This is a genomic window from Streptococcus mitis, assembly GCF_000722755.1.
Classification (GTDB): Bacteria; Bacillota; Bacilli; order Lactobacillales; family Streptococcaceae; genus Streptococcus; species Streptococcus mitis_CM.
The window spans coordinates 187,696-213,839 of record NZ_JPFY01000015.1 but is presented as its reverse complement, the minus strand read 5'-3'; the positions used below and the strand labels follow the sequence as shown (position 1 = coordinate 213,839).

Genomic DNA, 26,144 nt, shown 5'->3' with positions numbered 1-26,144 from the left:
CCCTTTACAAAAAGTGCTATAATATCGATAATAATATCAGGAGGTTCTATTATGAAAAAGAAACCAATCTATCTATGGGTATTACTGATTTTTTCAGCCTTACTCTCAGCAATGTCACTATTTGGAATCATATCTCCAGTACCTACTGCGGAGGGTATGAACAATCTAGAAACATCAGCATCAGGTGTTAATGCTACTTATGCTAAGGAGCTCGTTGCTTACACCATTAAGGTATCGGAGCATGGTCATTCTATCTTCAACATTCTCTTGGTTGTCTTATCTGTTATTCTGGTGGTTGTGTCTTTGGTTTTCCTTGTTCGTAAAAACATCCAATTGGCTAACTACACTTATCTTGCTTATGTCTTCGTTGCCATCGTTGGTTCTATCTACAACTTTATCGGCGTTCAGGATGCGGTTTTACTTTTTACAGACCCTAACATCCGTATGGGAGCGGAGCTTGGTGCCAAAGGTTCTGCTATTTTTGGGATCGTACTCAATGTTATCTTCCTAGCAATCGTCTTCTATAAAATGTGGCGTCAGCAAAAAGAATTGACAGAAATTCAAGAAGAGGAAGAACTTGCCTAAGAGTTGACAAAGCATAACTATCAAGATACAATCTTGGTAGTTATTTTTTATGATTTAAAAAAAGGAGGAGAACATGAAAAAAGTTTCCTTGGTCTACATCAGTCTGAGCGGAAATACGGAGAGTTTTGTGACGCGCTTGAAAGACTATCTCTTGTCCCAGTACGAGGGAATTGAGGTTCAAAAGATTCATATCAAGGATTTGGTCAAAGAAGGCCAAGATTTCTATGAAATGGACCATCCCTATGTTGCTTTTTTGCCGACTTACCTAGAAGGTGGGAATGGCGTGGATAACGGAGATGTCGAGATTTTGACGACACCAGTGGGAGATTTTATCGCCTATGGTGACAATGCTAGTAAGTGTTTTGGTGTGGTTGGTTCAGGAAATCGTAACTTTAATAACCAATACTGCCTGACAGCCAAGCAATATAGTCAACGTTTTGGCTTCCCTGTATTGGCTGATTTTGAAATGCGAGGTATGCTGGGAGATATCAAACGTGTCGCAGCGATTATCGCAGATTTGTATGAGTTGGAAAGTTAAGCTGAAACCAATCTTTCAATCATTAGAAGAAAGAACTTATTATATCCCCCTCTATAGCAGAGATGAAAATTACCTATAAAATTTTTAATATAAATGTTATTTGCTATAGTTGGAAGATAAAAATTATGCCCTAAAAAAACCGAGAAGCTTTCTTCTCGGTTTTTGATTATTTCAATTGATCTGTAATGTCTTTTGATAGCAACATTCCTAGATGATAAGTTTTATTGATGTAAGCAATGACATCATTGATGTTTTCAGTCGTGTGAATTTTCTCTTTGATGTCAGACCTAAATGTTTCATCCTTTAAAAGTTGTTCTTGGTAGAGTTTTTGCAGTCTCTCCTTCTCGTACTTATTAAGCAGAAAAAGGAAAACCAAGCTAATCACAACGAGGATATAAGCATATTGGCTCATAGAATATCTCCCTGTATGATAAAGAAGTAGTAGTGAGTAGATTGAATTAGTTTAGTGAAGCGATTAGGCAAATCACCATAGTTGCGACGTCATGGTCTCTAAATCGATTATATTTAGGGGCCATGACTAGTGAAGCACCTAGCCAAATACCTGATAGGATTTGGCATTTGTTACTTAGACTACTTTATAATAAAGTGATTAAAAGATTACGACATGAGCCTAACCAAATCGATATTATTTGGTTAGGTGAATTAGTGAGGCGTTTAGGCAAGTGTCTTTACTAGTGAAGCAGTTAGCTAGTCCGCATATAAGCGGCTAGCGTCTAACAATTAGGAACTTTAGTTCCAATTGTTAGAACTGAATCACATCTTCTCAGGTGCTTCTACTCCAAGCAAGCGAAGTGCTTCTTTGAGAACGACTGCGGTTGCGTAGCTAAGGGCTAGACGGCTGTCGCGTTCTGGGCTTTCATCCAAGATGCGCGTATGTGCATAGTATTTGTTAAAGGCTTGAGCCAGGCTAATTGCAAATTTAGCAATGATAGAAGGTTCAAAGTTATCCGCCGCACGGTTGATAATACGTGGGAAGTCTTGGATGAGTTTGATGATTTCCCAACTTTCAGCATCATTCAAGCTATAGTTGCTAGCTGTTTCTGGTTTGAAATCCGCCTTGCGTAAGATAGATTGGATACGAGCGTAGGCGTATTGAACGTAAGGTCCAGTTTCACCCTCGAAGGATACCATAGCCTCTAGGTCGAAGTCGTATCCATTTGTACGGTCGGTCTTAAGGTCATAGAATTTAATGGCTCCAACCCCAACAGCATGCGCTACCTGGTCTTTGTTTTCTAGTTCAGGATTTTTAGCCTCGATTTGAGCCTTGGCACGGCTAATAGCCTCTGCAACAGTAGGCTCTAGTAAGATGACATTCCCTTTACGAGTAGAGAGTTTTTTCCCTTCTTTTGTAACCAAACCAAAAGGAACGTGAGTAATATCTTCACTCCAATCGTAGCCCATCTCTTGCAAAACAGCTTTGAGTTGTTTAAAGTGGGCAGATTGTTCTTGACCAACAACGTAGATAGATTTAGCAAATTGGTATTCGTTTTTACGGTAAAGGGCTGCAGCCAAGTCACGAGTGATATAGAGAGTTGCACCATCCGATTTCTTGATAAGGGCTGGATGTTCAATTCCATATTTCTCAAGGTTGACAACTTGGGCCCCTTCTGATTCAACAAGAAGGCCTTTTTCAGAAAGAATGTCTACAACTGCATCCATCTTATCGTTGTAGAAGGCTTCTCCGTTGTAGCTGTCAAATTCAACCTGCAATTCATTGTACAGGCGGTTAAATTCCACCAAACTTTCATCACGGAACCATTGCCAAAGAGCGAGAGCTTCCTCGTCGCCATTTTCAAGTTTACGGAACCATTCGCGTGCTTCTTCATCCAAGCTAGGGTCATTTTCAGCCTCAGCGTTGATGCGGACATAGAGTTTAAGAAGTTCATCGATTGGATGAGCTTTTACAGCTTCTTCGTCTCCCCATTTTTTGTAGGCAACAATCAACATCCCAAACTGTTTACCCCAGTCTCCCAAATGGTTGACCTTGACCGTTTGATAACCGATTTTTTGGAAAATATGTGATAAGCTATCTCCGATAACAGTTGAGCGCAGGTGACCGATAGAGAATGGTTTAGCGATATTGGGACTAGACATGTCGATAACAACATTTTCTTGTTTGCCAATATGTTGATCAGCATAGTGTTCTTTTTCAGTGATAACAGCTTGCAATACTTGAGCAGAAATGGCAGATTTATCAAGGAAAAAGTTAACGTAAGGTCCTGTTGCGACAACCTTTTCAAAGGCTTGGCTGTTAATTTTTTCAGCCAGTTCAGCAGCAATCATTTGAGGTGCTTTGCGTTCGACTTTTGCAAGAGAAAAAGCAGGGAAAGCGATGTCTCCCATTTCTGAGTTTTTAGGGGTTTCCAGTAAATTTAAAATAGCCTCTTGGTCCAGGCTATCAATGACGCTAGCCAACTCGCTAGCAATCAATTCTTTTGTATTCATTAAGAGCTCCTTTTTGGACTTTTCTACTATTTTATCACAATTTTAAAGAAAGAAGAAAAAATTTTTGAAATCTCCTGTTTTTTTGGTATAATATAGTTATAAAATTAGTTATAAATATGCATATAAGAGGATTTTATGAGAAAAAGAGATCGTCATCAGTTAATAAAAAAAATGATTACTGAGGAGAAATTAAGTACACAAAAAGAAATTCAAGATCGGTTGGAGGCACACAATGTCTTTGTGACGCAGACAACCTTGTCTCGTGATTTGCGCGAAATCGGCTTGACCAAGGTCAAGAAAAATGATATGGTGTATTATGTACTAGCAAATGAGACAGAAAAGATTGATTTGGTGGAATTTTTGTCTCATCATTTAGAAGGTGTTGCAAGAGCAGAGTTTACCTTGGTGCTTCATACCAAATTGGGAGAAGCCTCTGTTTTGGCAAATATTGTTGATGCAAACAAGGATGAATGGATTTTAGGAACAGTTGCTGGTGCCAATACCTTATTGGTTATTTGTCGAGACCAGCACGTTGCCAAACTCATGGAAGATCGTTTGCTAGATTTGATGAAAGATAAGTAAGGTCTTGGGAGTTACTCTCAAGACTTATTTTTGACAAGGAGAGACGGAAAATGGCGACAGAAAAGCTATCACCCGGCATGCAACAGTATGTGGATATTAAAAAGCAATATCCAGATGCGTTTTTGCTCTTTCGGATGGGTGATTTTTATGAATTATTTTATGAGGATGCGGTCAATGCTGCGCAGATTCTGGAAATTTCCTTAACGAGTCGCAATAAGAATGCGGACAATCCGATTCCTATGGCGGGTGTCCCCTATCATTCTGCCCAACAGTATATCGATGTCTTGATTGAGCAGGGTTACAAGGTAGCCATTGCAGAACAAATGGAAGATCCTAAACAAGCAGTTGGGGTTGTTAAACGAGAGGTTGTTCAGGTCATTACGCCAGGGACAGTGGTCGATAGCAGTAAGCCGGACAGTCAGAATAACTTCTTGGTTGCCATAGACCGTGATGGCAGTCAATTTGGCTTAGCTTATATGGACCTGGTGACGGGTGACTTTTATGTGACAGGTTTATTGGATTTCACGCTGGTTTGTGGGGAAGTACGTAATCTCAAGGCGCGAGAAGTGGTGCTGGGTTATGACTTGTCTGAGGAAGAAGAACAAATCCTCAGTTGCCAGATGAATCTGGTGCTTTCCTATGAAAAAGAAAGCTTTGAAGACCTTCATTTACTGGATTCGCGATTGGCAGCTGTGGAGCAAGCAGCATCTAGTAAGCTGCTCCAGTATGTTCATCGGACCCAGATGCGGGAGTTGAACCACCTCAAACCTGTTATCCGTTATGAAATCAAGGATTTCTTGCAGATGGATTATGCGACCAAGGCCAGTCTGGATTTGGTTGAGAATGCTCGGTCAGGCAAGAAGCAAGGCAGTCTTTTCTGGCTTTTGGATGAAACCAAAACAGCTATGGGTATGCGGCTCTTGCGGTCTTGGATTCATCGTCCCCTGATTGATAAGGAACGAATCGTCCAACGCCAAGAAGTGGTGCAGGTCTTTCTCGACCATTTCTTTGAGCGTAGTGATTTGACAGACAGTCTCAAGGGTGTTTATGACATTGAGCGCTTGGCTAGTCGTGTTTCTTTTGGCAAAACCAATCCTAAGGATCTCTTGCAGTTGGCGACTACTTTGTCTAGTGTGCCACGGATTCGCGCGATTTTAGAAGGAATGGAGCAACCTGCTCTAGCTTATCTCATCGAACAACTGGATGGAATCCCTGAGTTGGAGAGTTTGATTAGCGCAGCGATTGCTCCTGAAGCTCCTCATGTGATTACAGAAGGTGGCATTATCCGCACTGGATTTGATGAGACTTTAGACAAGTACCGTCGCGTTCTCAGAGAAGGGACTGGTTGGATTGCTGAGATTGAGGCCAAGGAGAGAGAAAACTCTGGCATCAGCACGCTCAAGATTGACTATAATAAAAAGGATGGCTACTATTTCCATGTGACCAATTCACAACTGGGGAATGTGCCAGCCCATTTTTTCCGCAAGGCGACGCTGAAAAACTCAGAACGTTTTGGAACCGAAGAATTAGCCCGTATCGAGGGAGATATGCTTGAGGCGCGTGAGAAGTCAGCTAATCTAGAGTACGAAATTTTTATGCGTATTCGTGAAGAGGTCAGCAAGTACATCCAGCGTTTACAAACTCTAGCCCAAGGCATTGCAACGGTTGATGTCTTGCAAAGTCTGGCGGTTGTAGCTGAAACCCAGCATTTGATTCGACCAGAGTTTGGAGATAATTCGTGGATTGATATCCAGAAAGGGCGCCATGCTGTCGTTGAAAAGGTTATGGGGGCTCAGACCTATATTCCAAATACGATTCAGATGGCAGAAGATACCAGTATTCAACTGATTACAGGGCCCAACATGAGTGGGAAGTCAACCTATATGCGTCAGTTAGCCATGACGGCAGTTATGGCCCAGTTGGGTTCTTATGTGCCAGCAGAAAGTGCCCATTTACCGATTTTTGATGCAATTTTTACCCGTATCGGAGCAGCAGATGACTTGGTTTCAGGTCAGTCAACCTTTATGGTGGAGATGATGGAGGCCAACAATGCCATTTCGCATGCGACTAAAAATTCCTTGATTCTTTTTGATGAATTGGGACGGGGAACTGCAACTTATGACGGAATGGCTCTTGCTCAGTCCATCATCGAATACATTCACGAGCATATCGGAGCCAAGACCCTCTTTGCGACCCACTACCATGAGTTGACTAGTCTGGAGTCTAGTTTACAACACTTGGTCAATGTCCACGTGGCAACCTTGGAGCAGGATGGGCAGGTCACCTTCCTTCACAAGATTGAACCAGGACCAGCCGATAAATCCTATGGTATCCATGTTGCCAAGATTGCTGGCTTGCCAGCAGACCTTTTAGCAAGGGCGGATAAGATTTTGACTCAGCTAGAGAGTCAAGGAACAGAAAGTCTTGCTCCAATGAGGCAGACAAGTACCGTCACTGAACAGATTTCACTCTTTGACGCGCCAGCAGAGCATCCTATCCTATCAGAATTAGCTAAACTAGATATATACAACATGACACCTATGCAAGCTATGAATGTCTTGGTTGAGTTAAAACAGAAACTATAAAAATAATCCCACTCATGCATTTGTGAGTGGGATTATTGCTCTTACTTTCTATGCTCCAAGAGTTGATTGATATGGTCTACTTTTTTTGATGCTCTTTTATAGGAAATAGTCCAAATGATGAGGTAGACAATCGCAAACTCAATAATGAGTTGGAGATAGAAAATCCAGTGGAAGGGGAACCAACCTGCTAGGGTTGCTAGTGGGACAAAGCCAACCAGCATGAGAAAGAAATGGGTCAGAGTTGCACGGAGCAAGCTCCAGTCACGGCTGAATAATCGTTTGCCAAAGTTGAAGAGAATACCGATGGCTGCCCAGATCGGTGTACAGTAGAGCAAGACCAGGGCACCGTGAACCTGATGTTGAGCCATTACTTGGCCGACGAGAGAGTCGGGACTTAAAGGGGAGTAGGTATTTGGTGCATAAATGAGTGAAAAGATGATAGAGAGGATGAGGCCGATGAGGACACCAGTAGCTGCGTCGTGGAAGATTTGTTTTTTCATAGTTCTAATTTCTCCTTGATGGTTTTTAGATAACGGCGTGAAGAATAGGTGAAGCTTTCGTTTTTTAGAAAGATTTCTACCAGACCGTTGGGCGTGAGCTTGAGATGAGAGATGGAGTTGATATTGATGATTTCTGATTGGGAAATTTGGATAAAATTGGTTGGCAGGAGTTCAAGGACTTGATAGAGCCGTAAATCAATGTTGTAGGTCTGACTCGCCGTTTCTGCTAGAACCTTCCGATTCTCGATATAGAAGCGCTGTATCTTACCAATCTTAACGAGATAGACCTGATTATCGATTTTCCCTTTGATTTTTTCTGTTAAATCCAGATTTTCTGCGAACTCGATGACTTTCTGGACTTTATCTGTCGGCTGAGGTGCTTGAACAATCAGCTTTTCCTCTTCGTAAGTTTCACTAATCTGTAGTTCTACTTTCATAAATTTCTCTCCTTTTTAGTTATACAAGTTTGTGATCACTTCCTGTACACCTTTATTAAACACTATTTTTCAGCCCCTGGCAAGGGACTTTGTTTATGTGGAGGGATTTGGCTCCTATGTGGTGCTTGCTTTTCTGTCCTTTCTGAAATATGGTATAATAGCACTAATCAATTTCTAGGAAAATAGATACGGAAAGGGGCTGAAAGATGTCTCATATTATTGAATTGCCAGAGGTGCTGGCAAACCAGATTGCAGCTGGAGAGGTTATCGAGCGTCCAGCTAGCGTTGTTAAGGAGCTGGTAGAAAATGCCATTGACGCGGGTTCTAGTCAGATTATCATTGAGATTGAGGAAGCTGGTCTCAAGAAGATTCAAATCACAGATAATGGTCATGGAATTGCCCACGATGAGGTGGAATTGGCCTTGCGTCGTCATGCGACCAGTAAGATAAAAAATCAAGCAGATCTCTTTCGAATTCGGACGCTTGGTTTTCGTGGTGAAGCCCTGCCCTCTATCGCGTCTGTCAGCATTTTAACTCTTTTGACAGCAGTTGAGGAAGCAAGTCATGGGACTAAGTTAGTCGCGCGTGGGGGAGAAGTAGAAGAAATCATCCCAGCGACCAGTCCAGTGGGAACCAAGGTTTGTGTGGAGGACCTCTTTTTCAACACGCCTGCCCGCCTCAAGTATATGAAGAGTCAGCAAGCGGAGTTGTCTCATATCATTGATATTGTCAATCGTCTGGGTTTGGCCCATCCTGAGATTTCTTTTAGTTTGATTAGTGATGGCAAGGCAATGACGCGGACAGCTGGGACTGGTCAACTGCGCCAAGCTATCGCAGGGATTTACGGTTTGGCGAGTGCCAAGAAGATGATTGAAATTGAAAATTCTGACCTAGATTTCGAAATTTCAGGTTTTGTGTCCTTACCTGAGTTAACTCGAGCCAACCGCAACTATATCAGTCTCTTCATCAATGGCCGTTATATAAAGAATTTCCTGCTCAATCGTGCAATTCTAGACGGCTATGGCAGTAAGCTTATGGTAGGCCGTTTTCCACTGGCTGTCATTCACATTCATATCGACCCTTATCTAGCGGATGTCAATGTGCACCCAACCAAGCAAGAAGTGCGGATTTCCAAGGAAAAGGAACTGATGACTCTGGTTTCAGAAGCTATTGCAAACAGTCTCAAGGAGCAAACTTTGATACCTGATGCCTTGGAAAATCTTGCTAAATCGACCGTGCGCAATCGTCAAAAGATGGAGCAGACCATTCTTCCACTCAAAGAAAATACGCTCTACTATGAGAAAACTGAGTCGACAAGACCTAGTCAAGCTGAGGTGGCTGATTATCAGGTAGAATTAACTGAGGAAGGGCAAGACTTGACCTTGTTTGCCAAGGAAACCTTGGACCAATTGACCAAGCCAGCTAAACTGCATTTTGCAGAGAGAAAGCCTGCTAACTACGACCAGCTAGATCACCCAGAGCTAGATTTAACTAGTCTGGATAAGGCTTATGACAAGCTGGAGCGAGAAGAATCATCCAGCTTCCCAGAGTTGGAATTTTTCGGGCAAATGCACGGGACTTATCTCTTTGCCCAAGGGCGAGATGGGCTCTATATCATAGACCAACATGCGGCTCAGGAACGGGTCAAGTATGAGGAGTATCGTGAAAGCATTGGCAATGTTGACCAGAGCCAGCAGCAACTCCTAGTGCCCTATATCTTTGAATTTCCTGCGGATGATGCCCTTCGTCTCAAGGAAAGAATGGCACTTTTGGAGGAAGTTGGGGTCTTTCTAGCAGAGTACGGAGAAAATCAATTTATTTTACGTGAACATCCTATTTGGATGGCAGAAGAAGAGATTGAATCAGGCATCTATGAGATGTGCGATATGCTCCTTTTGACCAAGGAAGTTTCTATCAAGAAATACCGAGCAGAGTTGGCTATTATGATGTCCTGCAAGCGGTCTATCAAGGCCAACCATCGTATTGACGACCATTCGGCTAGACAGCTCCTCTATCAGCTCTCTCAATGTGACAATCCCTATAACTGTCCCCACGGACGCCCTGTTTTGGTGCATTTTACCAAGTCGGATATGGAAAAGATGTTCCGACGTATTCAAGAAAATCACACCAGTCTCCGTGAGTTGGGGAAATATTAAACTAAAAGGAAAACTATGTACGAATATTTAAAAGGAATCATTACCAAAATTACTGCCAAATACATTGTTCTTGAAACCAACGGTATTGGTTATATCCTGCATGTGGCCAATCCTTATGCCTATTCAGGACAGGTTAATCAGGAGGCTCAGATTTATGTGCATCAAGTCGTGCGTGAGGACGCTCATCTGCTTTATGGATTTCGCTCAGAAGACGAGAAGAAGCTCTTTCTCAGTCTGATTTCGGTCTCTGGGATTGGTCCTGTATCAGCTCTGGCTATCATCGCTGCCGATGACAATGCTGGCTTGGTTCAAGCAATTGAAACTAAGAACATCACCTACTTGACCAAATTCCCTAAAATTGGCAAGAAAACAGCCCAGCAGATGGTGCTGGACTTGGAAGGCAAGGTAGTAGTTGCAGGAGATGACCTTCCTGCTAAGGTAGCAGTGCAAGCTAGCGCTGAAAACCAAGAATTGGAAGAAGCCATGGAAGCCATGCTGGCTCTGGGCTATAAGGCAACTGAGCTCAAGAAAATCAAGAAATTCTTTGAAGGAACGACAGATACAGCTGAGAACTATATCAAGTCGGCCCTTAAAATGTTGGTCAAATAGGAGCAGAGCATGATAAAACGTTGTTCGTGGGTCAAGATGACAAATCAGCTCTATATCGCCTATCATGATGAGGAGTGGGGCCAACCCCTCCATGACGACCAAGCATTGTTTGAGTTATTGTGCATGGAAACCTATCAGGCAGGCCTGTCTTGGGAAACGGTGCTCAACAAACGTCAAGCTTTCCGAGAAGCCTTTCATGGCTATCAAATTCAAGCGGTCGCAGAGATGACCGACACTGAACTAGAAGACTTGCTGGAGAATCCAGCCATCATCCGAAATAGAGCCAAGATTTTTGCTACACGCGATAACGCCCAAGCCTTTCTACGACTACAGGCAGAGTACGGCTCTTTTGATACCTATCTTTGGTCTTTTGTTGAGGGGAAAACTGTCGTCAATGATGTTCCCGATTACCGCCAAGCCCCAGCTAAAACCGCTTTGTCTGAGAAATTAGCCAAAGATCTCAAAAAACGAGGCTTCAAGTTCACGGGTCCAGTCGCCGTTTTGTCCTTTATGCAGGCTGCAGGGCTAGTTGATGACCATGAGAATGATTGTGAGTGGAAAAGCGGTCGTTAGTATGTACAGGTAACTAGCATATCTGAGAATATAGAAAAAAGCTGAGAAATTTTTCCCAGCTTTTTATATATACTATTAGATTTGTTAGAGTGAAGTCAAAAAAGTGATTCCACCTAAAATAACACCAGCTGAATTTGGAATGATTAGTATCCAATCCTTCTTAGGTTCCTTTGTCCATCCATAAATAACCCAGATTAAGCAAGATATAGCAGCTGATAAAGGTTGAAATGGTTGAGCTTTATTTCCCTGTAAATTAGCGATAATTTGAGGTATGTAGGCAATAAATACTATAATTCCAATAAAGGCACCAATAGAACCTACGATTCGATTAATTTTTTGTTTTGTCATATACACCTCCTTCAAAAGGATATCATAGAAATTAGCGAAATGCAATAAATTCAGATACAAATTGTAACGAAAACGAATACAAAAGCACAAAAATAGAGAAACTATTTATTTTTTGTTATAGTCAAAGCGAATGATTTGCTCCTTTGCATCTACATAGGCGTGAACTCCGAAGGGTACAATTGCTCTTGGAGTTGCGTGGCCGACATTTAGATTATAGATAATCGGGATATTGCTGTCAATAATATCCAATAGTGCCTCTTTATAGTCGTCATAGAAAGTTTCATCCATAGGTTTTCCGACCAAGAGTCCACTGATGACCTCGAATATACCAGTGTCTTTTAAAGTCCGCAACATATTTTTGAAGTCTTCCAGCTCAGGCTTTTCTTCGCTTGTTTCTAGCAAGAGGATTTTTCCTTCCCAGTCTGACAAGTCAGGGAAAAGTTTGTATTTTTGGCAGAGCTCCGTGCTATCTGCGTATCGAGAGTTGTCAAAGATATCGTAGAGGGATTCGAGGCAACCACCGAGGATTTTTCCCTCGAACTGGGCATTTCCCCGCAACAGCTCGAAACCAGTATTTGCATGACTGACACGAGGTGTCCCCAGAGCCTTGGGACTGAAGTCAGTCCTTTCATCATACCAAACGTCACTAGGGCGGATTTCTGAGATTCTTCCCGTCTCAATCAATTCTTTAAAGTAGTGGAGGCTATAGGTCAGCACTTCCTTGTCCAATTCACAAATGTCTGCTAGGAAGGATTGACCATAAAAAGTTTTGATTCCTAGTTTATGCAACATGAAATGGTTCATGGTTGTATCCGAGAAGCCAAGAAAAATTTTTTGTTTGATAACCTTTTGTAGTTGGTCATTTTCAAAAAGATAAGGTAGTAAGCGATAGGTATCGTCTCCACCGATGGCGCATAGGATCATGTCGATGCTATCATCAGAAAAGGCATGAATTAAATCCTCTGCACGAGCTTCAGGATGGTCCTTGATAAAGTCTAATCCTTTTAGCGAATGAGGCAAAAAGGTAGGATTGAGTCCCAGGTTCTTGAGACGTTGGACACCCAAGTCCACTTCGTGTTTGACAAAGTCCTCTCCGATAATGCCACTAGATAAACTAACAACACCAATAGTAGAAACCATATTTCTTCCTCCTAGAAATTGATTGAGCCTATTTTATCATAAAAGATGGGAGAAAACTATAGGGAAAAGGGTAGAGGGAAGCTTGTAGGCAAGCAAGTGAAAAAGCAACCGCTGGTGCAGTTGCTTTTCGTTTTCTAATCAGTAATCTCGCTAGATATGAGTTACTTGGTCAACTCTTGATTATAGGAGAGAGCCAAATCAATCCAGTAAGGCAATTCTTTTTGGCCTTCTATATCTAAGTCTATATACCCATGATAAAGGCGCCCCCTCATCAATGTAGTATGAGCTCCTGTTCGGGGTAGAACTTGCTTCTCCATTTCCTTGCCAATTCTGACCATAACCAGTTCATCCTTTCTGGAACTGACAGTAAGGACCATTTTACCACGAATCATAAAGGCCAGGCCACCAAACAGCTTCTTTTCTTCTAGCTCTTCTTCGAAAATTTGGGGAGGAAGTTTGAGCGCTAGAATTTTTCGAATCTGCTGAGCTAAAGATTGACTATATGCCATAGCTCTTTCCTTTTCTTAGTAACGTGTTGGTCCTGCACTTGCGCTGCGGATGTTCAAGCGTTTCTTGAGATAAAAGCGAAGGGCTAGGAGGGATGCTCCGATAATAGCTAGTGGTAATGGAGCAAGTACTGGGTTAAGGTTAGCTGGTAGGAAGCTTGTTGCAAAGAAGACAAGCAACCAAAGAAACATAGAAGCTAGGATAACCAGTACAGATTTCCAGAAAGGTGGACGTTGACTGCGGTCCATATCTGGTCCATAGTATTGGTAAACAAAGTAGTACATCAAGTAGAAGGCAAATCCACCAACAAGTCCAACTAATAGGAGAGTGACAAATCCATAGCCGAAAGCTTGATCTGCCGCAAAGAAGGTTGTGAGGGCGCTGACGAGGGCAAAGAGGCTAGTGATGAAAAGGGCTGAATCCATAATCATGAGTTTTGGATCATCATTTTCTTTTGGATGCTCTTTTTCATATTGCTCCTTGACAGTGAAGCTGTGCGCCCAGTGGGTCGGTGCACCGTAGAGGGAACGAGCAGTCGTACCCTTGGCTTGCTCTTCAAGGATTTGGGGAATAACTTCCTCAAAAATAGCCTTGATTTCAGCGTCTGTTTTCCCATCTTTGATGAATTGTTGGGTAGCGATGTGGACAAACTCTTGGTTTTTCTTGGTTAATTTTTGTAGATCAATCTGAGACATAGGAACTCCTCTTAGAACCATTTTTTATGGATGAGATAGAGAGTGAGCGAGACACTCATAGCAAAGGCGATAAAGACGATTAACCAGAAGGCATTTGGCTCTCCGTTTAGGGGGATTTCATTATCCTTAAAGTTCATCCCGTAGGCAGAAAAGACCATGGTTGGGATGGACATGACGATGGTCACAAGGGCCAAGGTTTTCATGATGTTGTTCTGGTTGTTAGAAATGATAGAGGCGAAGGTCTCTGTCATAGAATGTAAGACGTTTCCATAAATGTCTGCCATCTCGATGGCCTGTTGGGTTTCAATCAGGGTATCTTCAAGCAGGTCTTCGTCCTCAAGGTATTTCTTGATATTGCTGGTTGAGCTGGTCAATTTCTTAATCACGCGCTCATTTGTTTTGAGGGAGGCCTTGAAATAGACGATAGTTTTTTCCAATTCCATGAGCTCAATCAATTCTTCATTACGAGTTGATTGATGCAGTTGACTTTCGATTTGTTCACTCTTACGGTCAATCGAACGAAGGGCTGTTAGGTAAAGTTCTGCATTGCGATAGAGAATCTGGAAGATAAAACGTGAGCGCATGAAGGTATAGAAATTACGCAAGCGACGGTTGATAAAGACATCGAGGACCGGTAATGGTTCCAAACAAGTAGTGATAATGGTTTCCTCAGTGATGATAATACCAAGCGGGATGGTTACGTAGTAGGTGCGGTTATTTCTTTCTTCTGTGACCGGCACGTCCACGATGATCAAAGTATACTCATCTTCGATGGTAATACGAGACATTTCTTCCGCATCGAGTGGTGCACGAAGGTCGGCAATATCAATATCGAAGGCGTTAGCGATTTCGAGTGATTCATTTTGAGTCGGATTGACGAGATTGATCCAAGTACCCGGTTCAAGCGTATCGATCTCTTTAAATTCAGTTGTTGTAGAGAGAAAAACTTGTTTCATATCCCTTATCCTTTCTCATTTTTCAGATTTTTTCACACCGTACTATTATACTATAAATTCAGCCTTTTGGGTAATAGAATCTCACTTTTTTTGGTATAATGGTAAGCAATAATGGACTAGAAAGAACAAAGATGCAAGATAAAATTGTCATTCATGGGGCGCGTGCCCATAATTTAAAAAATATTGACGTGGAAATTCCACGAGACAAGTTGGTTGTCGTGACCGGCTTGTCAGGTTCAGGGAAATCCAGTCTGGCCTTTGATACCCTCTATGCGGAGGGTCAACGTCGCTATGTGGAGAGTTTGTCAGCCTACGCTCGTCAATTCTTGGGGAATATGGAGAAGCCTGATGTAGATGCTATTGATGGTCTCAGCCCCGCTATTTCCATCGACCAGAAAACGACTAGTAAAAATCCTCGCTCGACGGTGGGAACAACGACTGAAATCAATGACTATCTGCGTCTCCTCTACGCACGTGTGGGGACGCCTTACTGTATTAACGGGCATGGAGCTATCAAGGCTTCTTCTGTGGAGCAAATCGTGGATAAGGTTTTAGAATTGCCTGAACGCCAGCGCTTGCAGATCTTGGCCCCTGTCATCCGCAAGAAAAAAGGCCAACATAAGAGTGTTATTGAGAAGGTTCAGAAAGATGGGTATGTTCGTGTCCGTGTGGATGGTGAAGTCTATGATGTAACCGAAGTGCCAGAGTTGTCTAAGAGTAAGCAACACAATATCGATGTCGTGGTTGACCGTATTGTCATCAAGGAGGGTATCCGTAGTCGTCTCTTTGATTCCATTGAGGCTGCCCTTCGTATTGCAGAAGGTTATGTCATTATCGACACTATGGACGACTCTGAGTTGTTGTTCTCTGAGCATTATGCCTGTCCAGTTTGTGGCTTTACTGTTCCAGAGTTAGAGCCGCGTCTCTTCTCCTTCAATGCTCCTTTTGGTTCTTGTAGTGAGTGTGATGGCTTGGGCATCAAGCTGGAGGTGGATACTGATTTGGTAGTACCAGATGCCAGCAAAACCTTACGTGAGGGAGCCTTGGCTCCTTGGAATCCTATCTCATCTAACTACTATCCAAACATGCTAGAGCAGGCCATGACGGCATTTGGAGTGGATATGGATAAGCCTTTTGAGGACTTGTCAGAAGAAGACAAGAACTTGATTCTCTACGGCTCAGATGGCAAGGAATTCCATTTCCACTATGAAAATGAATTTGGTGGTGTGCGCGATATCGACATTCCTTTTGAGGGAGTTGTCACTAATATCAAGCGTCGCTATCATGAAACTAATAGTGATTACACACGCACTCAAATGCGCCTCTATATGAATGAATTGACCTGCGGAACTTGTCACGGATATCGTCTCAATGACCAGGCCTTGTCTGTCCGTGTTGGTGGCGAGCAAGGGCCACATATCGGTGAAATTTCAGACCTGTCTATCGCAGACCACTTGGACTTGGTGAGCCAGCTGACCTTGTCTGAAAATGAAGCCATCATTGCTCGTCCTATTCTCAAGGAAATCAAGGACCGTTTGACCTTCCTTAATAACGTGGGTCTTAACTATCTGACTCTGTCTCGTTCAGCAGGAACCCTTTCAGGTGGGGAAAGTCAGCGTATTCGCTTGGCAACCCAGATTGGTTCTAACCTATCAGGTGTCCTCTATATCCTAGATGAGCCGTCAATCGGTCTTCATCAGAGGGACAATGATCGTCTGATTGCCAGTCTCAAAAAGATGCGTGATTTGGGTAATACTCTCATCGTGGTAGAACATGACGAAGATACCATGCGTGAGGCGGATTATCTGATTGACGTTGGTCCCGGTGCCGGTGTTTTTGGTGGAGAGATTGTCGCTGCAGGTACGCCCAAACAGGTGGCTCGCAACAGCAAGTCTATCACAGGCCAGTACTTGTCAGGTAAACGTGCCATTCCAGTGCCAGAAGAGCGCCGTGTGGGGAATGGTCGTTTTATCGAGATTACAGGAGCGCGTGAGAACAACTTGCAAAATGTCACAGCTTGCTTCCCACTAGGAAAATTCATCGCGGTGACAGGTGTATCAGGTTCAGGGAAATCGACCTTGATCAACAGTATCCTCAAAAAAGCTATTGCCCAGAAGCTCAACCGCAATTCAGACAAACCAGGTAAGTTTAAAACCATTACAGGGATTGAGCATGTAGACCGCTTGATTGACATTGACCAGAGTCCTATCGGACGAACGCCAAGGTCTAACCCTGCTACCTATACGGGAGTTTTTGACGATATACGTGACCTCTTTGCCCAGACAACTGAAGCTAAGATTCGTGGCTACAAGAAGGGGCGTTTCAGTTTCAACGTCAAAGGTGGTCGCTGTGAAGCCTGCTCAGGTGACGGGATTATCAAGATTGAGATGCACTTCTTGCCAGATGTTTACGTTGCTTGTGAAGTCTGTCACGGAACTCGCTACAACAGTGAAACCCTAGAAGTTCACTACAAGGAAAAGAATATCTCTCAGGTCTTAGATATGACTGTCAACGATGCGGTGGAATTCTTCCAACACATTCCGAAAATTCAACGTAAACTTCAGACTATCAAGGATGTGGGGCTGGGCTATGTAACGTTAGGGCAACCAGCTACGACCCTCTCTGGGGGAGAAGCCCAGCGTATGAAGTTGGCTAGCGAACTCCACAAACGCTCAACAGGAAAATCTTTCTACATTCTGGATGAGCCAACGACAGGACTCCATACAGAGGATATCGCTCGCTTGCTTAAAGTCTTGGCTCGCTTTGTTGACGATGGCAATACAGTCCTTGTCATTGAGCACAATCTGGATGTTATCAAGACAGCAGACCATATTATTGACCTGGGGCCTGAAGGCGGTGTTGGTGGGGGAACTATCATCGCAACAGGCACTCCAGAAGAAGTAGCAGCTAATGAAGCTAGCTACACAGGACACTATTTGAAAGGAAAATTAAAACATGAATAAACGTGTACAAGCATTTCTAGCTAAAATGCAAGAAAAAGAACTAGATGGTATCATCATCAATAACCTTAAAAACGTCTATTACCTGACTGGTTTTTGGGGCTCAAACGGAACAGTCTTCATCAGTCGTGATCGTCAGGTCTTGGTGACAGACTCTCGCTATATCATTGCAGCTAAGCAAGAAACCAGTGGTTTTGAGATTGTGGCTGACCGTGATGAATTGGCTGTCATTGCAGGAATTGTTAAGGATATGGGCTTGTCTCGAATCGGTTTTGAGGACGAGATTTCAGTGTCTTATTATCACCGTATGCAGGCAACCTTTGAAGGAATTGACTTGCTTCCACAGACTCAGTTTGTTGAAGGTCTTCGAATGATTAAGGATGAAGCGGAGATTGCAGCTATTCGCAAGGCTTGTTCTATATCAGACCAAGCTTTCCGCGATGCACTTGACTTTATCAAACCAGGAAAGACTGAGATTGAGATTGCCAACTTCCTTGACTTCCGCATGCGTGAGTTGGGAGCATCTGGCTTGTCTTTTGACACCATTCTAGCTAGCGGTATCAATTCTTCTAAACCCCATGCCCATCCAATGCACAAACCAGTGGAACTAGGAGAAGCCGTTACTATGGACTTCGGTTGCCTTTATGACCACTATGTCAGTGATATGACACGGACTATCTATCTGGGGCATGTCAGCGATGAGCAGGCAGAGATTTACAATACGGTTCTCAAAGCCAACCAAGCCTTGATCGATCAAGCCAAGGCAGGCTTAGGCTTCCGTGACTTTGACAAAATCCCTCGTGATATTATCATTGAGGCAGGTTATGGCGACTACTTTACTCACGGTATTGGACACGGTATTGGGCTGGATATTCATGAGGAACCATACTTTAGCCAAACATCTACCGAAACTATTAAGGCGGGTATGGCCTTGACCGATGAACCAGGTATCTATATCGAAGGCAAATATGGCGTTCGTATCGAGGATGATATCCTGATTACAGAGACAGGTTGTGAATTGTTGACCCTTGCTCCAAAAGAGTTGATAGTTATCTAAGAGTTAAACAACTCAAATGATTGACTTTTAAATTTTAAAGGTTTATACTGAAAGACGAAAACGGTAGGTGAGGCTACCATAGGGATACGGATGACTACCGCAAAGCAGTGGAGACACTACTCGTTGGTCAACAGTCCTGGTCGCGAAGGCCAAGACTAAGCTCATTACATTGCCCTATGGAGTTAAAGCTTGAACGAAAAACAGATAGTTAGTTTTTTAATCCTGCCATTTTATGGTGGGATTTTCTACTGTTTAAATCAAAGAAAGGAGATAGACGATGCAAATTGACGATCATCCGGAACCGCGCATACACAGCCAATCGCTGATTTGTGTCGTTCAGCCCTTATAAAGTGATTGGTCTCTGTGTATGAAACACATCATTCATACAGATAGGAGAAACCAATGAAAACTACAAAAGAAAGATTAGCAACAGCTATTCATACATCTTTAAACGAAACTCTATCTTTTTATAAGACAAGTCTAACAGGATTGACTGAGGAGCAGGTGGAGAAAAATCGTGACCTATATGGCGAAAATACCATCACAAAGGGTCAAGAAGACAGTATCCTCAAAAAGATTTACGAATCGATTATCAATCCATTTACAATCATCCTGCTGGTCATCGCTATGATCTCCATGGTGACCAATGTCTGGTTGGCGAAGCCTGGACAAGAAGATCCGACGACCTCTATCATCATCGTTGTCCTAGTCCTCATTTCTGGTGGCATACGCTTTGTCCAAGAACTCCGTAGTGATAAGGCTGCGACCAATCTTTCAAAAATGATTATTAACACAGCGACTGTCATTCGTCAAGGAGAAGTTCAAGAAGTACCTATCGATGATTTGGTAGTAGGTGACGTGGTTAAATTAAGCGCTGGAGACATGATTCCAGCAGATCTTCTTTTATTTGAGTCGCGCGATTTCTTTGTACAACAGTCGGGCCTGACAGGTGAAAGTGAATCGGTTGAAAAATTGGCCTTGACCAAGGCAACAGTTCAACAATCTGATAGTCTGCTAGAAGCAGAAGCGCTCGCCTTTATGGGAACCAATGTCTTATCTGGTAGTGCCAAGGCCGTGGTTTTAGCAGTTGGTGATGATACCATGATGGGGGCCATTGAACAGACTTTGAACACCTATGATGAGCCTACTTCGTTTGAACGGGAAATGAATAGTATTTCGTGGCTCTTGATTCGTTTGATGCTGGTCATGGTGCCCATCGTTTTCTTGTCCAATGGTTTAACAGATGGTGACTGGCTGGAAGCTGGCGTATTTGCTTTGAGTGTTGGTGTTGGATTGACACCTGAGATGCTTCCTATGATTATCACGGCCAGTCTAGCAAAAGGCTCCATTATTATGGCCAAGGAAAAAGTGGTTATCAAGAAACTCAATGCCATACAGGACTTAGGGGCGATTGATATTTTGTGTACAGATAAGACAGGAACTCTAACCCAAGACGAAATTGTCCTTGAATATCCCTTGGACATCCACGGACGCTTGGACTTGACTGTCTTGAGACGAGCTTATCTCAATTCTTATTTTCAAACGGGTTTGAAAAATTTGATGGACAGAGCCATCATCAAACGGACTGAAAAGGAAGCAAAAGAACACGATATCCTCCAAAATCTGGCTCAAACTTTTCAAAAAATAGATGAGCTTCCCTTTGATTTTGAACGTAGACGGATGAGTGTTATCGTTAAGGATGAACACGAAGTTGTCAGTTTGGTAACCAAGGGTGCCCTAGAGGAAATGTTGATGATTTCCAGTCATGCGGAATACCATGGAGTGATTACTCCCTTGACAGATACTATTAGAGAAGAAATTTTAGCAGAAGTCAGACAACTAAATCAACAAGGTTTGCGTGTCTTGGGAGTGGCCTATAAGTCAGGTTTGAGGGAAGGTCATGCCTATACAGTTGATGATGAAGGGGATATGATTCTAACTGGTTATTTAGCCTTCCTAGATCCTCCTAAACCATCTGCAGCACCAGCAATTAAGGCTCTGTTAGAACATGGAGTTCAAACAAAAATTTTGACGGGAGACAACGAAAAAGTTACCCAAGCAGTCTGTGAAAAGGTTGGTTTGGATATCAATCAGATGCTGTTAGGATCTGAAATTGATCAGATGAGTGATCAAGAATTGGCCCAAGCCGTAGAGGAGGTAACAGTCTTTGCCAAACTTTCACCTGACCAAAAAGCAAGGATTATTTTGCAATTTAAGGCTAATGGTCATGCTGTAGGCTATATGGGGGATGGAATCAATGATGCTCCTTCTATGAAAGTTGCAGATGTGGGGATTTCTGTTGATACAGCAGTAGATATTGCCAAAGAAACAGCTGATGTTATCCTACTTGATAAGGATCTCATGGTGCTGGAAAAAGGACTTGTTGAAGGTCGTAAGGTCTATGCCAATATGACCAAATATATCAAAATGACAGTGAGTTCTAATTTTGGGAATATCTTATCCCTTTTGGTTTCTGGAATCTTTTTACCATTTTTACCGATGGCTCCAGTCCATTTAATTATCCTAAATCTAGTCTATGATTTGTCTTGTATTGCCTTGCCTTTTGACAAGGTGGATAAAGATTTTTTGAGAAATCCGCATACCTGGGAAGCTAAGTCCATCACACGTTTCATGATTTGGACGGGACCTATCTCTTCCGCCTTTGATATTTTGACCTTTATTTTGCTCTATTTTATCATTGTACCCATGACAACAGGTCAAGCTTATGTCCATGGAGCGGAGTCTGCCGTAGGATTTATTGTCTTGTTTCAGACAGGTTGGTTTATCGAGTCCATGTGGTCGCAGACTATGGTTATCCATATGTTGCGTTCAGCCAAAATTCCTTTTTTACAAAGTCGTCCAGCTTGGCTAGTCCTTGTGACAACCTTATTGGCTGCAGCCTTTGTGACCTTCCTTCCCTACAGTCCACTAGCTAGCCTTCTTCATCTAACTCCTTTGAAGCCGATCTATTTCATCTTTTTGCTTTTCATCATCATTTTGTACATGATTAGCGTGACAATTGTGAAAAAAATCTATATCAATAAATATAAAGAATGGCTGTAAATTTCATTTTGTCAAGAAAAAAGTACGAAAATGACGAAAAAAGTCAAAAAAATTTAAAAATAGGTCGCAAGTCGGATGTTTTTTATGGTATAATAGACTAAACTGATAGTAACATGTAGCGAAAGGGGTAGGTACATGATTAAAATTTATACAGTCTCAAGTTGTACTAGCTGTAAAAAAGCAAAAACCTGGCTCAATGCCCACCAGTTAAGTTATAAAGAACAAAACCTTGGTAAAGAAGGAATTACGAGAGAAGAATTACTGGATATTCTAACCAAAACAGATAACGGAATAGCCAGCATCGTTTCGTCTAAAAATCGCTATGCTAAAGCCCTTGGAGTGGATATTGAAGATTTGAGTGTCAACGAAGTTCTCAATCTGATTATGGAAACACCGAGAATTTTAAAGAGCCCAATCCTTGTAGATGAAAAACGCCTGCAAGTTGGCTATAAGGAAGACGATATTCGTGCCTTCCTACCACGCTCTGTCCGTAATGTAGAAAATGCAGAAGCACGTTTGCGTGCAGCTCTATAAACATCAAGGCTGGGAGTGCTTCCTAGCCTTGTTTGCTCTTTTAATTCAAAAATGATGTGAGGAATTATGAAAAAAATACTGATTACAAGTTTTGCACTACTTTTCTTGCTTGCTGGATGTGGACAAAAAAAAGCGACAACTGCGTCCTCTAGCAGTAAATCTGAAACGTTACAGTCAACTTTACCTGTCCTAGAGAATGCTGAGAAGAATACAGTAGTTACAAAAACATTTATGCTACCGAAGTCAACAGACGGCAGTCAGCAGATTCAAACAGTCACATATAAAGGAAAACAATTTTTAAGTTTGACTATTATTCAAAAAAGACCAGTTACCGATGAATTGAAGACTTTTGTAACTGAGCATGGTGTAGAGGCAACCCAAAAAGCACTCATTGAAGCTGAAGGTAAAGATACCTCAATTCAGGAAGCGCGCAAGTTGCCAGGTTTTACACTTGAGACGAAGCTACTAAGTGAAACAGAAATTCAAACAACAACTACTTATGATTTTCAGGTTTTAGATATCAAAAAAGCTTCACAGGTTGAATATTTAAAGAATATTGGCTTGGAAAATCTTTTGAAAAATGAACCGAGTCAATATGTAGCAGACAGATTGGCAAATGGTGCGACAGAACAGTAGAAAATCCAAATAAATAGACTGCCTGAATTGTAGAACGTAAGGAATTATGCTATAATGGTACTATTCTAAGGAAAGAGGGTGTTAGAATGGGATTTACTGAAGAAACAGTACGTTTTAAATTGGACGATTCCAATAAAAAAGAAATTAGCGAAACTCTGACTGATGTTTATGCTTCGTTGAACGATAAGGGCTACAACCCAATTAACCAAATCGTAGGTTACGTATTGAGTGGAGACCCTGCCTACGTTCCTCGTTATAATAATGCACGAAATCAAATCCGTAAGTATGAGCGTGATGAAATCGTTGAGGAATTAGTCCGCTACTACCTTAAAGGACAAGGAGTCGATCTATAACCTATGAGAATTATGGGATTGGACGTCGGTTCAAAAACGGTAGGGGTGGCGATTAGCGATCCGCTTGGTTTTACAGCTCAAGGACTTGAAATCATCCAAATCAATGAGGAGCAAGGTCAATTTGGTTTTGACCGCGTTAAGGAGTTGGTTGATACTTACAAGGTGGAACGATTTGTAGTGGGCTTGCCTAAAAACATGAACAATACAAGCGGACCGCGCGTGGAAGCTAGTCAAGCCTACGGAGCAAAGCTGGAAGAGCTTTTTGGTTTACCAGTAGACTATCAAGATGAACGCTTGACAACAGTTGCCGCAGAGCGTATGTTGATTGAACAAGCAGATATTAGCCGTAACAAGCGCAAGAAAGTCATTGATAAATTAGCAGCTCAGCTGATTTTACAAAATTATTTAGATAGAAAATTTTAATACAAAGGAGAGGCTATGTCACACGATCATAACCACGACCACGAAGAACGTGAACTAATCACACTAGTAGATGAGCAAGGAAATGAAACCTTGTTTGAAATCCTTTTGACCATTGACGGAAAAGAAGAATTTGGTAAAAACTATGTTCTTCTAGTACCAGTTAATGCAGAAGAAGACGAAGACGGACAAGTTGAAATCCAAGCTTACTCGTTCATCGAAAACGAAGATGGAACAGAAGGCGAATTGCAACCAATTCCAGAAGACTCAGAAGACGAATGGAACATGATTGAAGAAGTCTTCAACAGCTTTATGGAGGAGTGATACAGTCTGGGAGACTGTATCAGCCCAACTCCCAGAAATTGGGAAGAGTTGGAACGTCCGGGGGACGTTTTTAGCCCTGCGCTAGAAATTAGAAACGCAGGCACATTCAGTGGACGTGTTTACCCCACGTTAACTTCATAGTAGCTAGTTATTAGCTAACCAGGTAAGAGGTCGGGACGAAAATCCTGGCCTCGTTTTTGTTAGTTATGAGACTTTATTGAGGCAGTTGATTGAACCTGTAATTAAGGAGATGTATATGTTTGAAGTAGAAGAATGGCTCCATAGTCGAATTGGTTTGAATTTTCGATCAGGTTTGGGCCGAATGCAACAAGCGGTGGATTTGTTGGGGAATCCCGAGAAGTCTTATCCTATTATTCATGTAACCGGGACTAATGGAAAAGGATCTACCATTGCTTTTATGAGGGAGTTATTTATGGGGCATGGCAAAAAAGTTGCGACCTTTACCTCCCCTCATATCGTCTCTATCAATGATCGAATCTGCATTAACGGGCAACCAATAGCTGATGCAGACTTCATCCGTTTGGCTAATCAGGTCAAGGAGATGGAGAAAACGCTTCTGCAAACCCATGATCAGTTGTCCTTTTTTGAATTGCTGACCTTGATTGCTTTTCTTTATTTTAGGGAGCAAGAGGTGGATTTGGTTTTATTAGAAGTGGGAATTGGTGGCTTACTTGATACGACTAATGTGGTAACTGGAAAGATTGCTGTTATCACATCCATCGGGCTAGACCATCAGGAAACCTTGGGTGATAGTCTAGAAGCAATCGCAGAGCAGAAAGCTGGTATTTTCAAGGCTGGTAAAAAGGCAGTGATTGCTAAGTTGCCTTCAGAAGCTAGGCTTGTTTGTCAGAAAAAAGCAGACTCTTTAGCTGTTGACCTTTATCAGGCAGGTCAGGATTTTTCAATGCTGAATGGGGATTTTTCAAGCTCTTTGGCTAACCTTTCACAGTTGAAAATAGGTTTAGAAGGAGCTTATCAGCAGGAAAATGCGGCCTTAGCGTTGCAAACTTTTCTTCTCTTTATGAGGGAAGGAAAGGAAGTTGTTGATGAACAGGCTGTAAGACAAGCTTTGAATCAGACCCATTGGGCTGGGCGTTTGGAGCGTATTCGTCCTCAGATTTACTTGGACGGTGCTCATAACCTCCCTGCCTTGACTCGCTTGGTTGAATTTATTAAAGAAAAAGAGCAGGAAAGATATCGTCCTCAAATCCTATTTGGAGCCTTGAAACGGAAGGATTATCAAGGGATGTTGGCTTATCTGACTGAAAAATTGCCTCAGGTGGAACTCAAGGTGACCGGCTTTGACTATCAAGGTTCTTTGGATGAAACAGATGTAACAGGTTACGATATAGTTCCTTCTTACCGAGAATTTATTAGCAATTTTGAAGCAAGAGCAGATACGCAGGACTTGCTGTTCGTTACAGGGTCTCTCTATTTTATCTCAGAAGTACGGAGTTACCTGCTGGATTGTGAGCAGATAAATTGACCACATTTTTTGAACTTGTTATACTAGGGAAACTACTAGTTAGAAGAAAATTGCTCTAAATTGGTAGAAGAAAGGAAATTCATCATGAAATTAAAAAGATTCACACTTTCTCTTGCTTCTCTAGCAAGTCTTAGTCTCTTAGTAGCTTGTTCACAAAGAGTTCAACAACCAGCAACTCAATCGCAAACACAACAAACTCAGCAATCACAACCTGCTGCATCATCTTCTACAGAAAATAGCAACCAGGCAGCAACAAGTTCTTCACAAAATACAGTTACAGCCCAACCAACCAATATTGATGGAACTTATACTGGTCAGGACGAAGGAGACCGTATCACTTTAGTGGTAACTGGAACAACTGGTACATGGACACAGGTAGAAGCTGACGGAGATCAAGAAATCAAGCAGGTTAGCTTCGATGTCGCCAATCAACGCATGATTATTGGGGATGATGCCAAGATTTATGCAATTAATGGAAATCAGATGATTATTGACGATATGGATAGAGAAGCGTCTGATCGCATTGTTTTATCTAAGTAAAGCTTATTTATCAAAAATTCCGATAAGATGAAAGATATTTGATGTATTACTCGATAAAAGTTAGATAGATTGT

26 protein-coding genes and 1 riboswitch are annotated in these 26,144 nt (G+C 42.3%); of the genes, 17 read left to right on the top strand and 9 right to left on the bottom strand.

Annotated features, from left to right (window positions below):
• Window positions 1–51: 51 nt before the first annotated feature.
• Complete coding sequence (locus tag SK578_RS09495) at window positions 52–585, top strand: ABC transporter permease (protein ID WP_042751769.1); 534 nt, start codon at window positions 52–54, stop codon at window positions 583–585.
• Between the two features lie 73 nt (window positions 586–658).
• Window positions 659–1,123 (top strand): class Ib ribonucleoside-diphosphate reductase assembly flavoprotein NrdI, encoded by a 465-nt coding sequence (gene nrdI, locus SK578_RS09490; RefSeq protein ID WP_020901834.1) that lies wholly within the window; start codon window positions 659–661, stop codon window positions 1,121–1,123.
• Between the two features lie 166 nt (window positions 1,124–1,289).
• On the opposite strand, the gene SK578_RS09485 is transcribed toward nrdI, so the two are convergent.
• Complete coding sequence (locus tag SK578_RS09485; RefSeq protein WP_042751768.1) at window positions 1,290–1,535, bottom strand: hypothetical protein; 246 nt, start codon at window positions 1,533–1,535, stop codon at window positions 1,290–1,292.
• Window positions 1,536–1,897: 362 nt separating this feature from the next.
• Window positions 1,898–3,589, bottom strand: a complete 1,692-nt coding sequence (gene argS, locus SK578_RS09480; protein WP_042751767.1) for an arginine--tRNA ligase — start codon at window positions 3,587–3,589, stop codon at window positions 1,898–1,900.
• 135 nt (window positions 3,590–3,724) lie between these two features.
• On the opposite strand from argS, the gene argR reads away from it, so the two are divergent.
• Window positions 3,725–4,171 carry an arginine repressor gene (gene argR, locus SK578_RS09475; RefSeq protein ID WP_001231476.1) on the top strand — a complete coding sequence of 149 codons (447 nt, stop codon included), beginning with the start codon at window positions 3,725–3,727 and terminating at the stop codon, window positions 4,169–4,171.
• Between the two features lie 50 nt (window positions 4,172–4,221).
• The gene (mutS, locus tag SK578_RS09470) at window positions 4,222–6,756 is read left to right on the top strand and encodes a DNA mismatch repair protein MutS (RefSeq protein WP_042751766.1); all 2,535 of its coding nucleotides are present in this window, start codon (window positions 4,222–4,224) and stop codon (window positions 6,754–6,756) included.
• A gap of 41 nt (window positions 6,757–6,797) precedes the next feature.
• Here the strand turns inward: mutS and SK578_RS09465 are convergent, their stop codons facing one another.
• Together SK578_RS09465 and SK578_RS09460 are read right to left on the bottom strand one after the other, a co-directional pair.
• Window positions 6,798–7,256: a DUF3021 domain-containing protein gene (locus SK578_RS09465; RefSeq protein WP_042751765.1), complete on the bottom strand. Its 459-nt coding sequence runs from the start codon at window positions 7,254–7,256 to the stop codon at window positions 6,798–6,800.
• The gene (locus SK578_RS09460) at window positions 7,253–7,693 is read right to left on the bottom strand and encodes a LytTR family DNA-binding domain-containing protein (protein ID WP_042751764.1); all 441 of its coding nucleotides are present in this window, start codon (window positions 7,691–7,693) and stop codon (window positions 7,253–7,255) included. The genes SK578_RS09465 and SK578_RS09460 overlap by 4 nt, the downstream gene beginning before the upstream one ends.
• A 206-nt stretch (window positions 7,694–7,899) precedes the next feature.
• On the opposite strand from SK578_RS09460, the gene mutL reads away from it, so the two are divergent.
• From mutL to SK578_RS09445, 3 genes are read left to right on the top strand one after another with little or no spacing between them, the layout of a single operon-like run.
• Window positions 7,900–9,849 (top strand): DNA mismatch repair endonuclease MutL, encoded by a 1,950-nt coding sequence (mutL, locus tag SK578_RS09455; RefSeq protein WP_042751763.1) that lies wholly within the window; start codon window positions 7,900–7,902, stop codon window positions 9,847–9,849.
• Between the two features lie 15 nt (window positions 9,850–9,864).
• Window positions 9,865–10,458, top strand: coding sequence for a Holliday junction branch migration protein RuvA (gene ruvA / locus SK578_RS09450; protein ID WP_000273417.1), 594 nt, complete (start codon window positions 9,865–9,867; stop codon window positions 10,456–10,458).
• Window positions 10,459–10,467: 9 nt separating this feature from the next.
• Window positions 10,468–11,031, top strand: a complete 564-nt coding sequence (locus SK578_RS09445) for a DNA-3-methyladenine glycosylase I (RefSeq protein ID WP_042751762.1) — start codon at window positions 10,468–10,470, stop codon at window positions 11,029–11,031.
• 84 nt (window positions 11,032–11,115) lie between these two features.
• Here the strand turns inward: SK578_RS09445 and SK578_RS09440 are convergent, their stop codons facing one another.
• From SK578_RS09440 to SK578_RS09420, 5 genes are all read right to left on the bottom strand, one after another.
• Window positions 11,116–11,379 (bottom strand): SemiSWEET family transporter, encoded by a 264-nt coding sequence (locus SK578_RS09440; RefSeq protein ID WP_000166114.1) that lies wholly within the window; start codon window positions 11,377–11,379, stop codon window positions 11,116–11,118.
• 105 nt (window positions 11,380–11,484) lie between these two features.
• Window positions 11,485–12,519 carry a S66 family peptidase gene (locus SK578_RS09435; protein ID WP_042751761.1) on the bottom strand — a complete coding sequence of 345 codons (1,035 nt, stop codon included), beginning with the start codon at window positions 12,517–12,519 and terminating at the stop codon, window positions 11,485–11,487.
• A 161-nt stretch (window positions 12,520–12,680) separates the two neighbouring features.
• Complete coding sequence (locus tag SK578_RS09430; RefSeq protein ID WP_000331824.1) at window positions 12,681–13,028, bottom strand: hypothetical protein; 348 nt, start codon at window positions 13,026–13,028, stop codon at window positions 12,681–12,683.
• Between the two features lie 15 nt (window positions 13,029–13,043).
• On the bottom strand, window positions 13,044–13,721 hold the full coding sequence (locus tag SK578_RS09425) for a DUF1129 domain-containing protein (protein WP_042751760.1): 678 nt from the start codon (window positions 13,719–13,721) through the stop codon (window positions 13,044–13,046).
• Window positions 13,722–13,732: 11 nt separating this feature from the next.
• Window positions 13,733–14,677, bottom strand: coding sequence for a magnesium transporter CorA family protein (locus tag SK578_RS09420; RefSeq protein WP_000815623.1), 945 nt, complete (start codon window positions 14,675–14,677; stop codon window positions 13,733–13,735).
• A gap of 131 nt (window positions 14,678–14,808) precedes the next feature.
• Between SK578_RS09420 and uvrA the strand changes: the two genes are divergently transcribed.
• The 10 genes from uvrA (at window position 14,809) to SK578_RS09370 (ending at window position 26,071) form a co-directional block, all read left to right on the top strand.
• Window positions 14,809–17,640: an excinuclease ABC subunit UvrA gene (gene uvrA / locus SK578_RS09415; protein WP_042751759.1), complete on the top strand. Its 2,832-nt coding sequence runs from the start codon at window positions 14,809–14,811 to the stop codon at window positions 17,638–17,640.
• Complete coding sequence (locus SK578_RS09410) at window positions 17,633–18,694, top strand: M24 family metallopeptidase (protein ID WP_042751758.1); 1,062 nt, start codon at window positions 17,633–17,635, stop codon at window positions 18,692–18,694. Before uvrA ends, SK578_RS09410 begins: the two co-directional genes overlap by 8 nt.
• Window positions 18,695–18,750: 56 nt before the next feature.
• A riboswitch (M-box (ykoK) riboswitch) is annotated at window positions 18,751–18,903 on the top strand.
• Between the two features lie 193 nt (window positions 18,904–19,096).
• Window positions 19,097–21,757 (top strand): magnesium-translocating P-type ATPase, encoded by a 2,661-nt coding sequence (gene mgtA, locus SK578_RS09405; RefSeq protein WP_042751757.1) that lies wholly within the window; start codon window positions 19,097–19,099, stop codon window positions 21,755–21,757.
• Window positions 21,758–21,892: 135 nt separating this feature from the next.
• Window positions 21,893–22,291: a transcriptional regulator Spx gene (spx, locus tag SK578_RS09400; RefSeq protein ID WP_000591165.1), complete on the top strand. Its 399-nt coding sequence runs from the start codon at window positions 21,893–21,895 to the stop codon at window positions 22,289–22,291.
• A 66-nt stretch (window positions 22,292–22,357) separates the two neighbouring features.
• Window positions 22,358–22,927 carry an SP0191 family lipoprotein gene (locus SK578_RS09395; RefSeq protein WP_042751756.1) on the top strand — a complete coding sequence of 190 codons (570 nt, stop codon included), beginning with the start codon at window positions 22,358–22,360 and terminating at the stop codon, window positions 22,925–22,927.
• A gap of 86 nt (window positions 22,928–23,013) precedes the next feature.
• Window positions 23,014–23,280: an IreB family regulatory phosphoprotein gene (locus SK578_RS09390; protein ID WP_000507059.1), complete on the top strand. Its 267-nt coding sequence runs from the start codon at window positions 23,014–23,016 to the stop codon at window positions 23,278–23,280.
• Window positions 23,281–23,283: 3 nt separating this feature from the next.
• Window positions 23,284–23,703 (top strand): Holliday junction resolvase RuvX, encoded by a 420-nt coding sequence (gene ruvX, locus SK578_RS09385; protein ID WP_004239076.1) that lies wholly within the window; start codon window positions 23,284–23,286, stop codon window positions 23,701–23,703.
• Between the two features lie 15 nt (window positions 23,704–23,718).
• Window positions 23,719–24,024, top strand: coding sequence for a DUF1292 domain-containing protein (locus tag SK578_RS09380; RefSeq protein ID WP_000017620.1), 306 nt, complete (start codon window positions 23,719–23,721; stop codon window positions 24,022–24,024).
• 256 nt (window positions 24,025–24,280) lie between these two features.
• Window positions 24,281–25,531, top strand: coding sequence for a folylpolyglutamate synthase/dihydrofolate synthase family protein (locus tag SK578_RS09375; protein ID WP_042751755.1), 1,251 nt, complete (start codon window positions 24,281–24,283; stop codon window positions 25,529–25,531).
• Window positions 25,532–25,615: 84 nt separating this feature from the next.
• Complete coding sequence (locus SK578_RS09370; RefSeq protein WP_042751754.1) at window positions 25,616–26,071, top strand: SP_0198 family lipoprotein; 456 nt, start codon at window positions 25,616–25,618, stop codon at window positions 26,069–26,071.
• Window positions 26,072–26,144: the final 73 nt, after the last annotated feature.

Coding starts and splice junctions, on each gene's coding strand:
- ruvA (WP_000273417.1), top strand. CDS start 9,865: ATGTACGAATATTTAAAAGGAATCATTACCAAAATTACTGCCAAATAC.
- SK578_RS09465 (WP_042751765.1), bottom strand. CDS start 7,256: ATGAAAAAACAAATCTTCCACGACGCAGCTACTGGTGTCCTCATCGGC.
- SK578_RS09395 (WP_042751756.1), top strand. CDS start 22,358: ATGAAAAAAATACTGATTACAAGTTTTGCACTACTTTTCTTGCTTGCT.
- mgtA (WP_042751757.1), top strand. CDS start 19,097: ATGAAAACTACAAAAGAAAGATTAGCAACAGCTATTCATACATCTTTA.
- ruvX (WP_004239076.1), top strand. CDS start 23,284: ATGAGAATTATGGGATTGGACGTCGGTTCAAAAACGGTAGGGGTGGCG.
- SK578_RS09430 (WP_000331824.1), bottom strand. CDS start 13,028: ATGGCATATAGTCAATCTTTAGCTCAGCAGATTCGAAAAATTCTAGCG.
- argR (WP_001231476.1), top strand. CDS start 3,725: ATGAGAAAAAGAGATCGTCATCAGTTAATAAAAAAAATGATTACTGAG.
- nrdI (WP_020901834.1), top strand. CDS start 659: ATGAAAAAAGTTTCCTTGGTCTACATCAGTCTGAGCGGAAATACGGAG.
- spx (WP_000591165.1), top strand. CDS start 21,893: ATGATTAAAATTTATACAGTCTCAAGTTGTACTAGCTGTAAAAAAGCA.
- SK578_RS09370 (WP_042751754.1), top strand. CDS start 25,616: ATGAAATTAAAAAGATTCACACTTTCTCTTGCTTCTCTAGCAAGTCTT.
- SK578_RS09445 (WP_042751762.1), top strand. CDS start 10,468: ATGATAAAACGTTGTTCGTGGGTCAAGATGACAAATCAGCTCTATATC.
- SK578_RS09460 (WP_042751764.1), bottom strand. CDS start 7,693: ATGAAAGTAGAACTACAGATTAGTGAAACTTACGAAGAGGAAAAGCTG.
- SK578_RS09425 (WP_042751760.1), bottom strand. CDS start 13,721: ATGTCTCAGATTGATCTACAAAAATTAACCAAGAAAAACCAAGAGTTT.
- mutL (WP_042751763.1), top strand. CDS start 7,900: ATGTCTCATATTATTGAATTGCCAGAGGTGCTGGCAAACCAGATTGCA.
- SK578_RS09440 (WP_000166114.1), bottom strand. CDS start 11,379: ATGACAAAACAAAAAATTAATCGAATCGTAGGTTCTATTGGTGCCTTT.
- SK578_RS09390 (WP_000507059.1), top strand. CDS start 23,014: ATGGGATTTACTGAAGAAACAGTACGTTTTAAATTGGACGATTCCAAT.
- argS (WP_042751767.1), bottom strand. CDS start 3,589: ATGAATACAAAAGAATTGATTGCTAGCGAGTTGGCTAGCGTCATTGAT.
- SK578_RS09380 (WP_000017620.1), top strand. CDS start 23,719: ATGTCACACGATCATAACCACGACCACGAAGAACGTGAACTAATCACA.
- SK578_RS09435 (WP_042751761.1), bottom strand. CDS start 12,519: ATGGTTTCTACTATTGGTGTTGTTAGTTTATCTAGTGGCATTATCGGA.
- SK578_RS09485 (WP_042751768.1), bottom strand. CDS start 1,535: ATGAGCCAATATGCTTATATCCTCGTTGTGATTAGCTTGGTTTTCCTT.
- mutS (WP_042751766.1), top strand. CDS start 4,222: ATGGCGACAGAAAAGCTATCACCCGGCATGCAACAGTATGTGGATATT.
- SK578_RS09410 (WP_042751758.1), top strand. CDS start 17,633: ATGAATAAACGTGTACAAGCATTTCTAGCTAAAATGCAAGAAAAAGAA.
- SK578_RS09375 (WP_042751755.1), top strand. CDS start 24,281: ATGTTTGAAGTAGAAGAATGGCTCCATAGTCGAATTGGTTTGAATTTT.
- SK578_RS09420 (WP_000815623.1), bottom strand. CDS start 14,677: ATGAAACAAGTTTTTCTCTCTACAACAACTGAATTTAAAGAGATCGAT.
- SK578_RS09495 (WP_042751769.1), top strand. CDS start 52: ATGAAAAAGAAACCAATCTATCTATGGGTATTACTGATTTTTTCAGCC.
- uvrA (WP_042751759.1), top strand. CDS start 14,809: ATGCAAGATAAAATTGTCATTCATGGGGCGCGTGCCCATAATTTAAAA.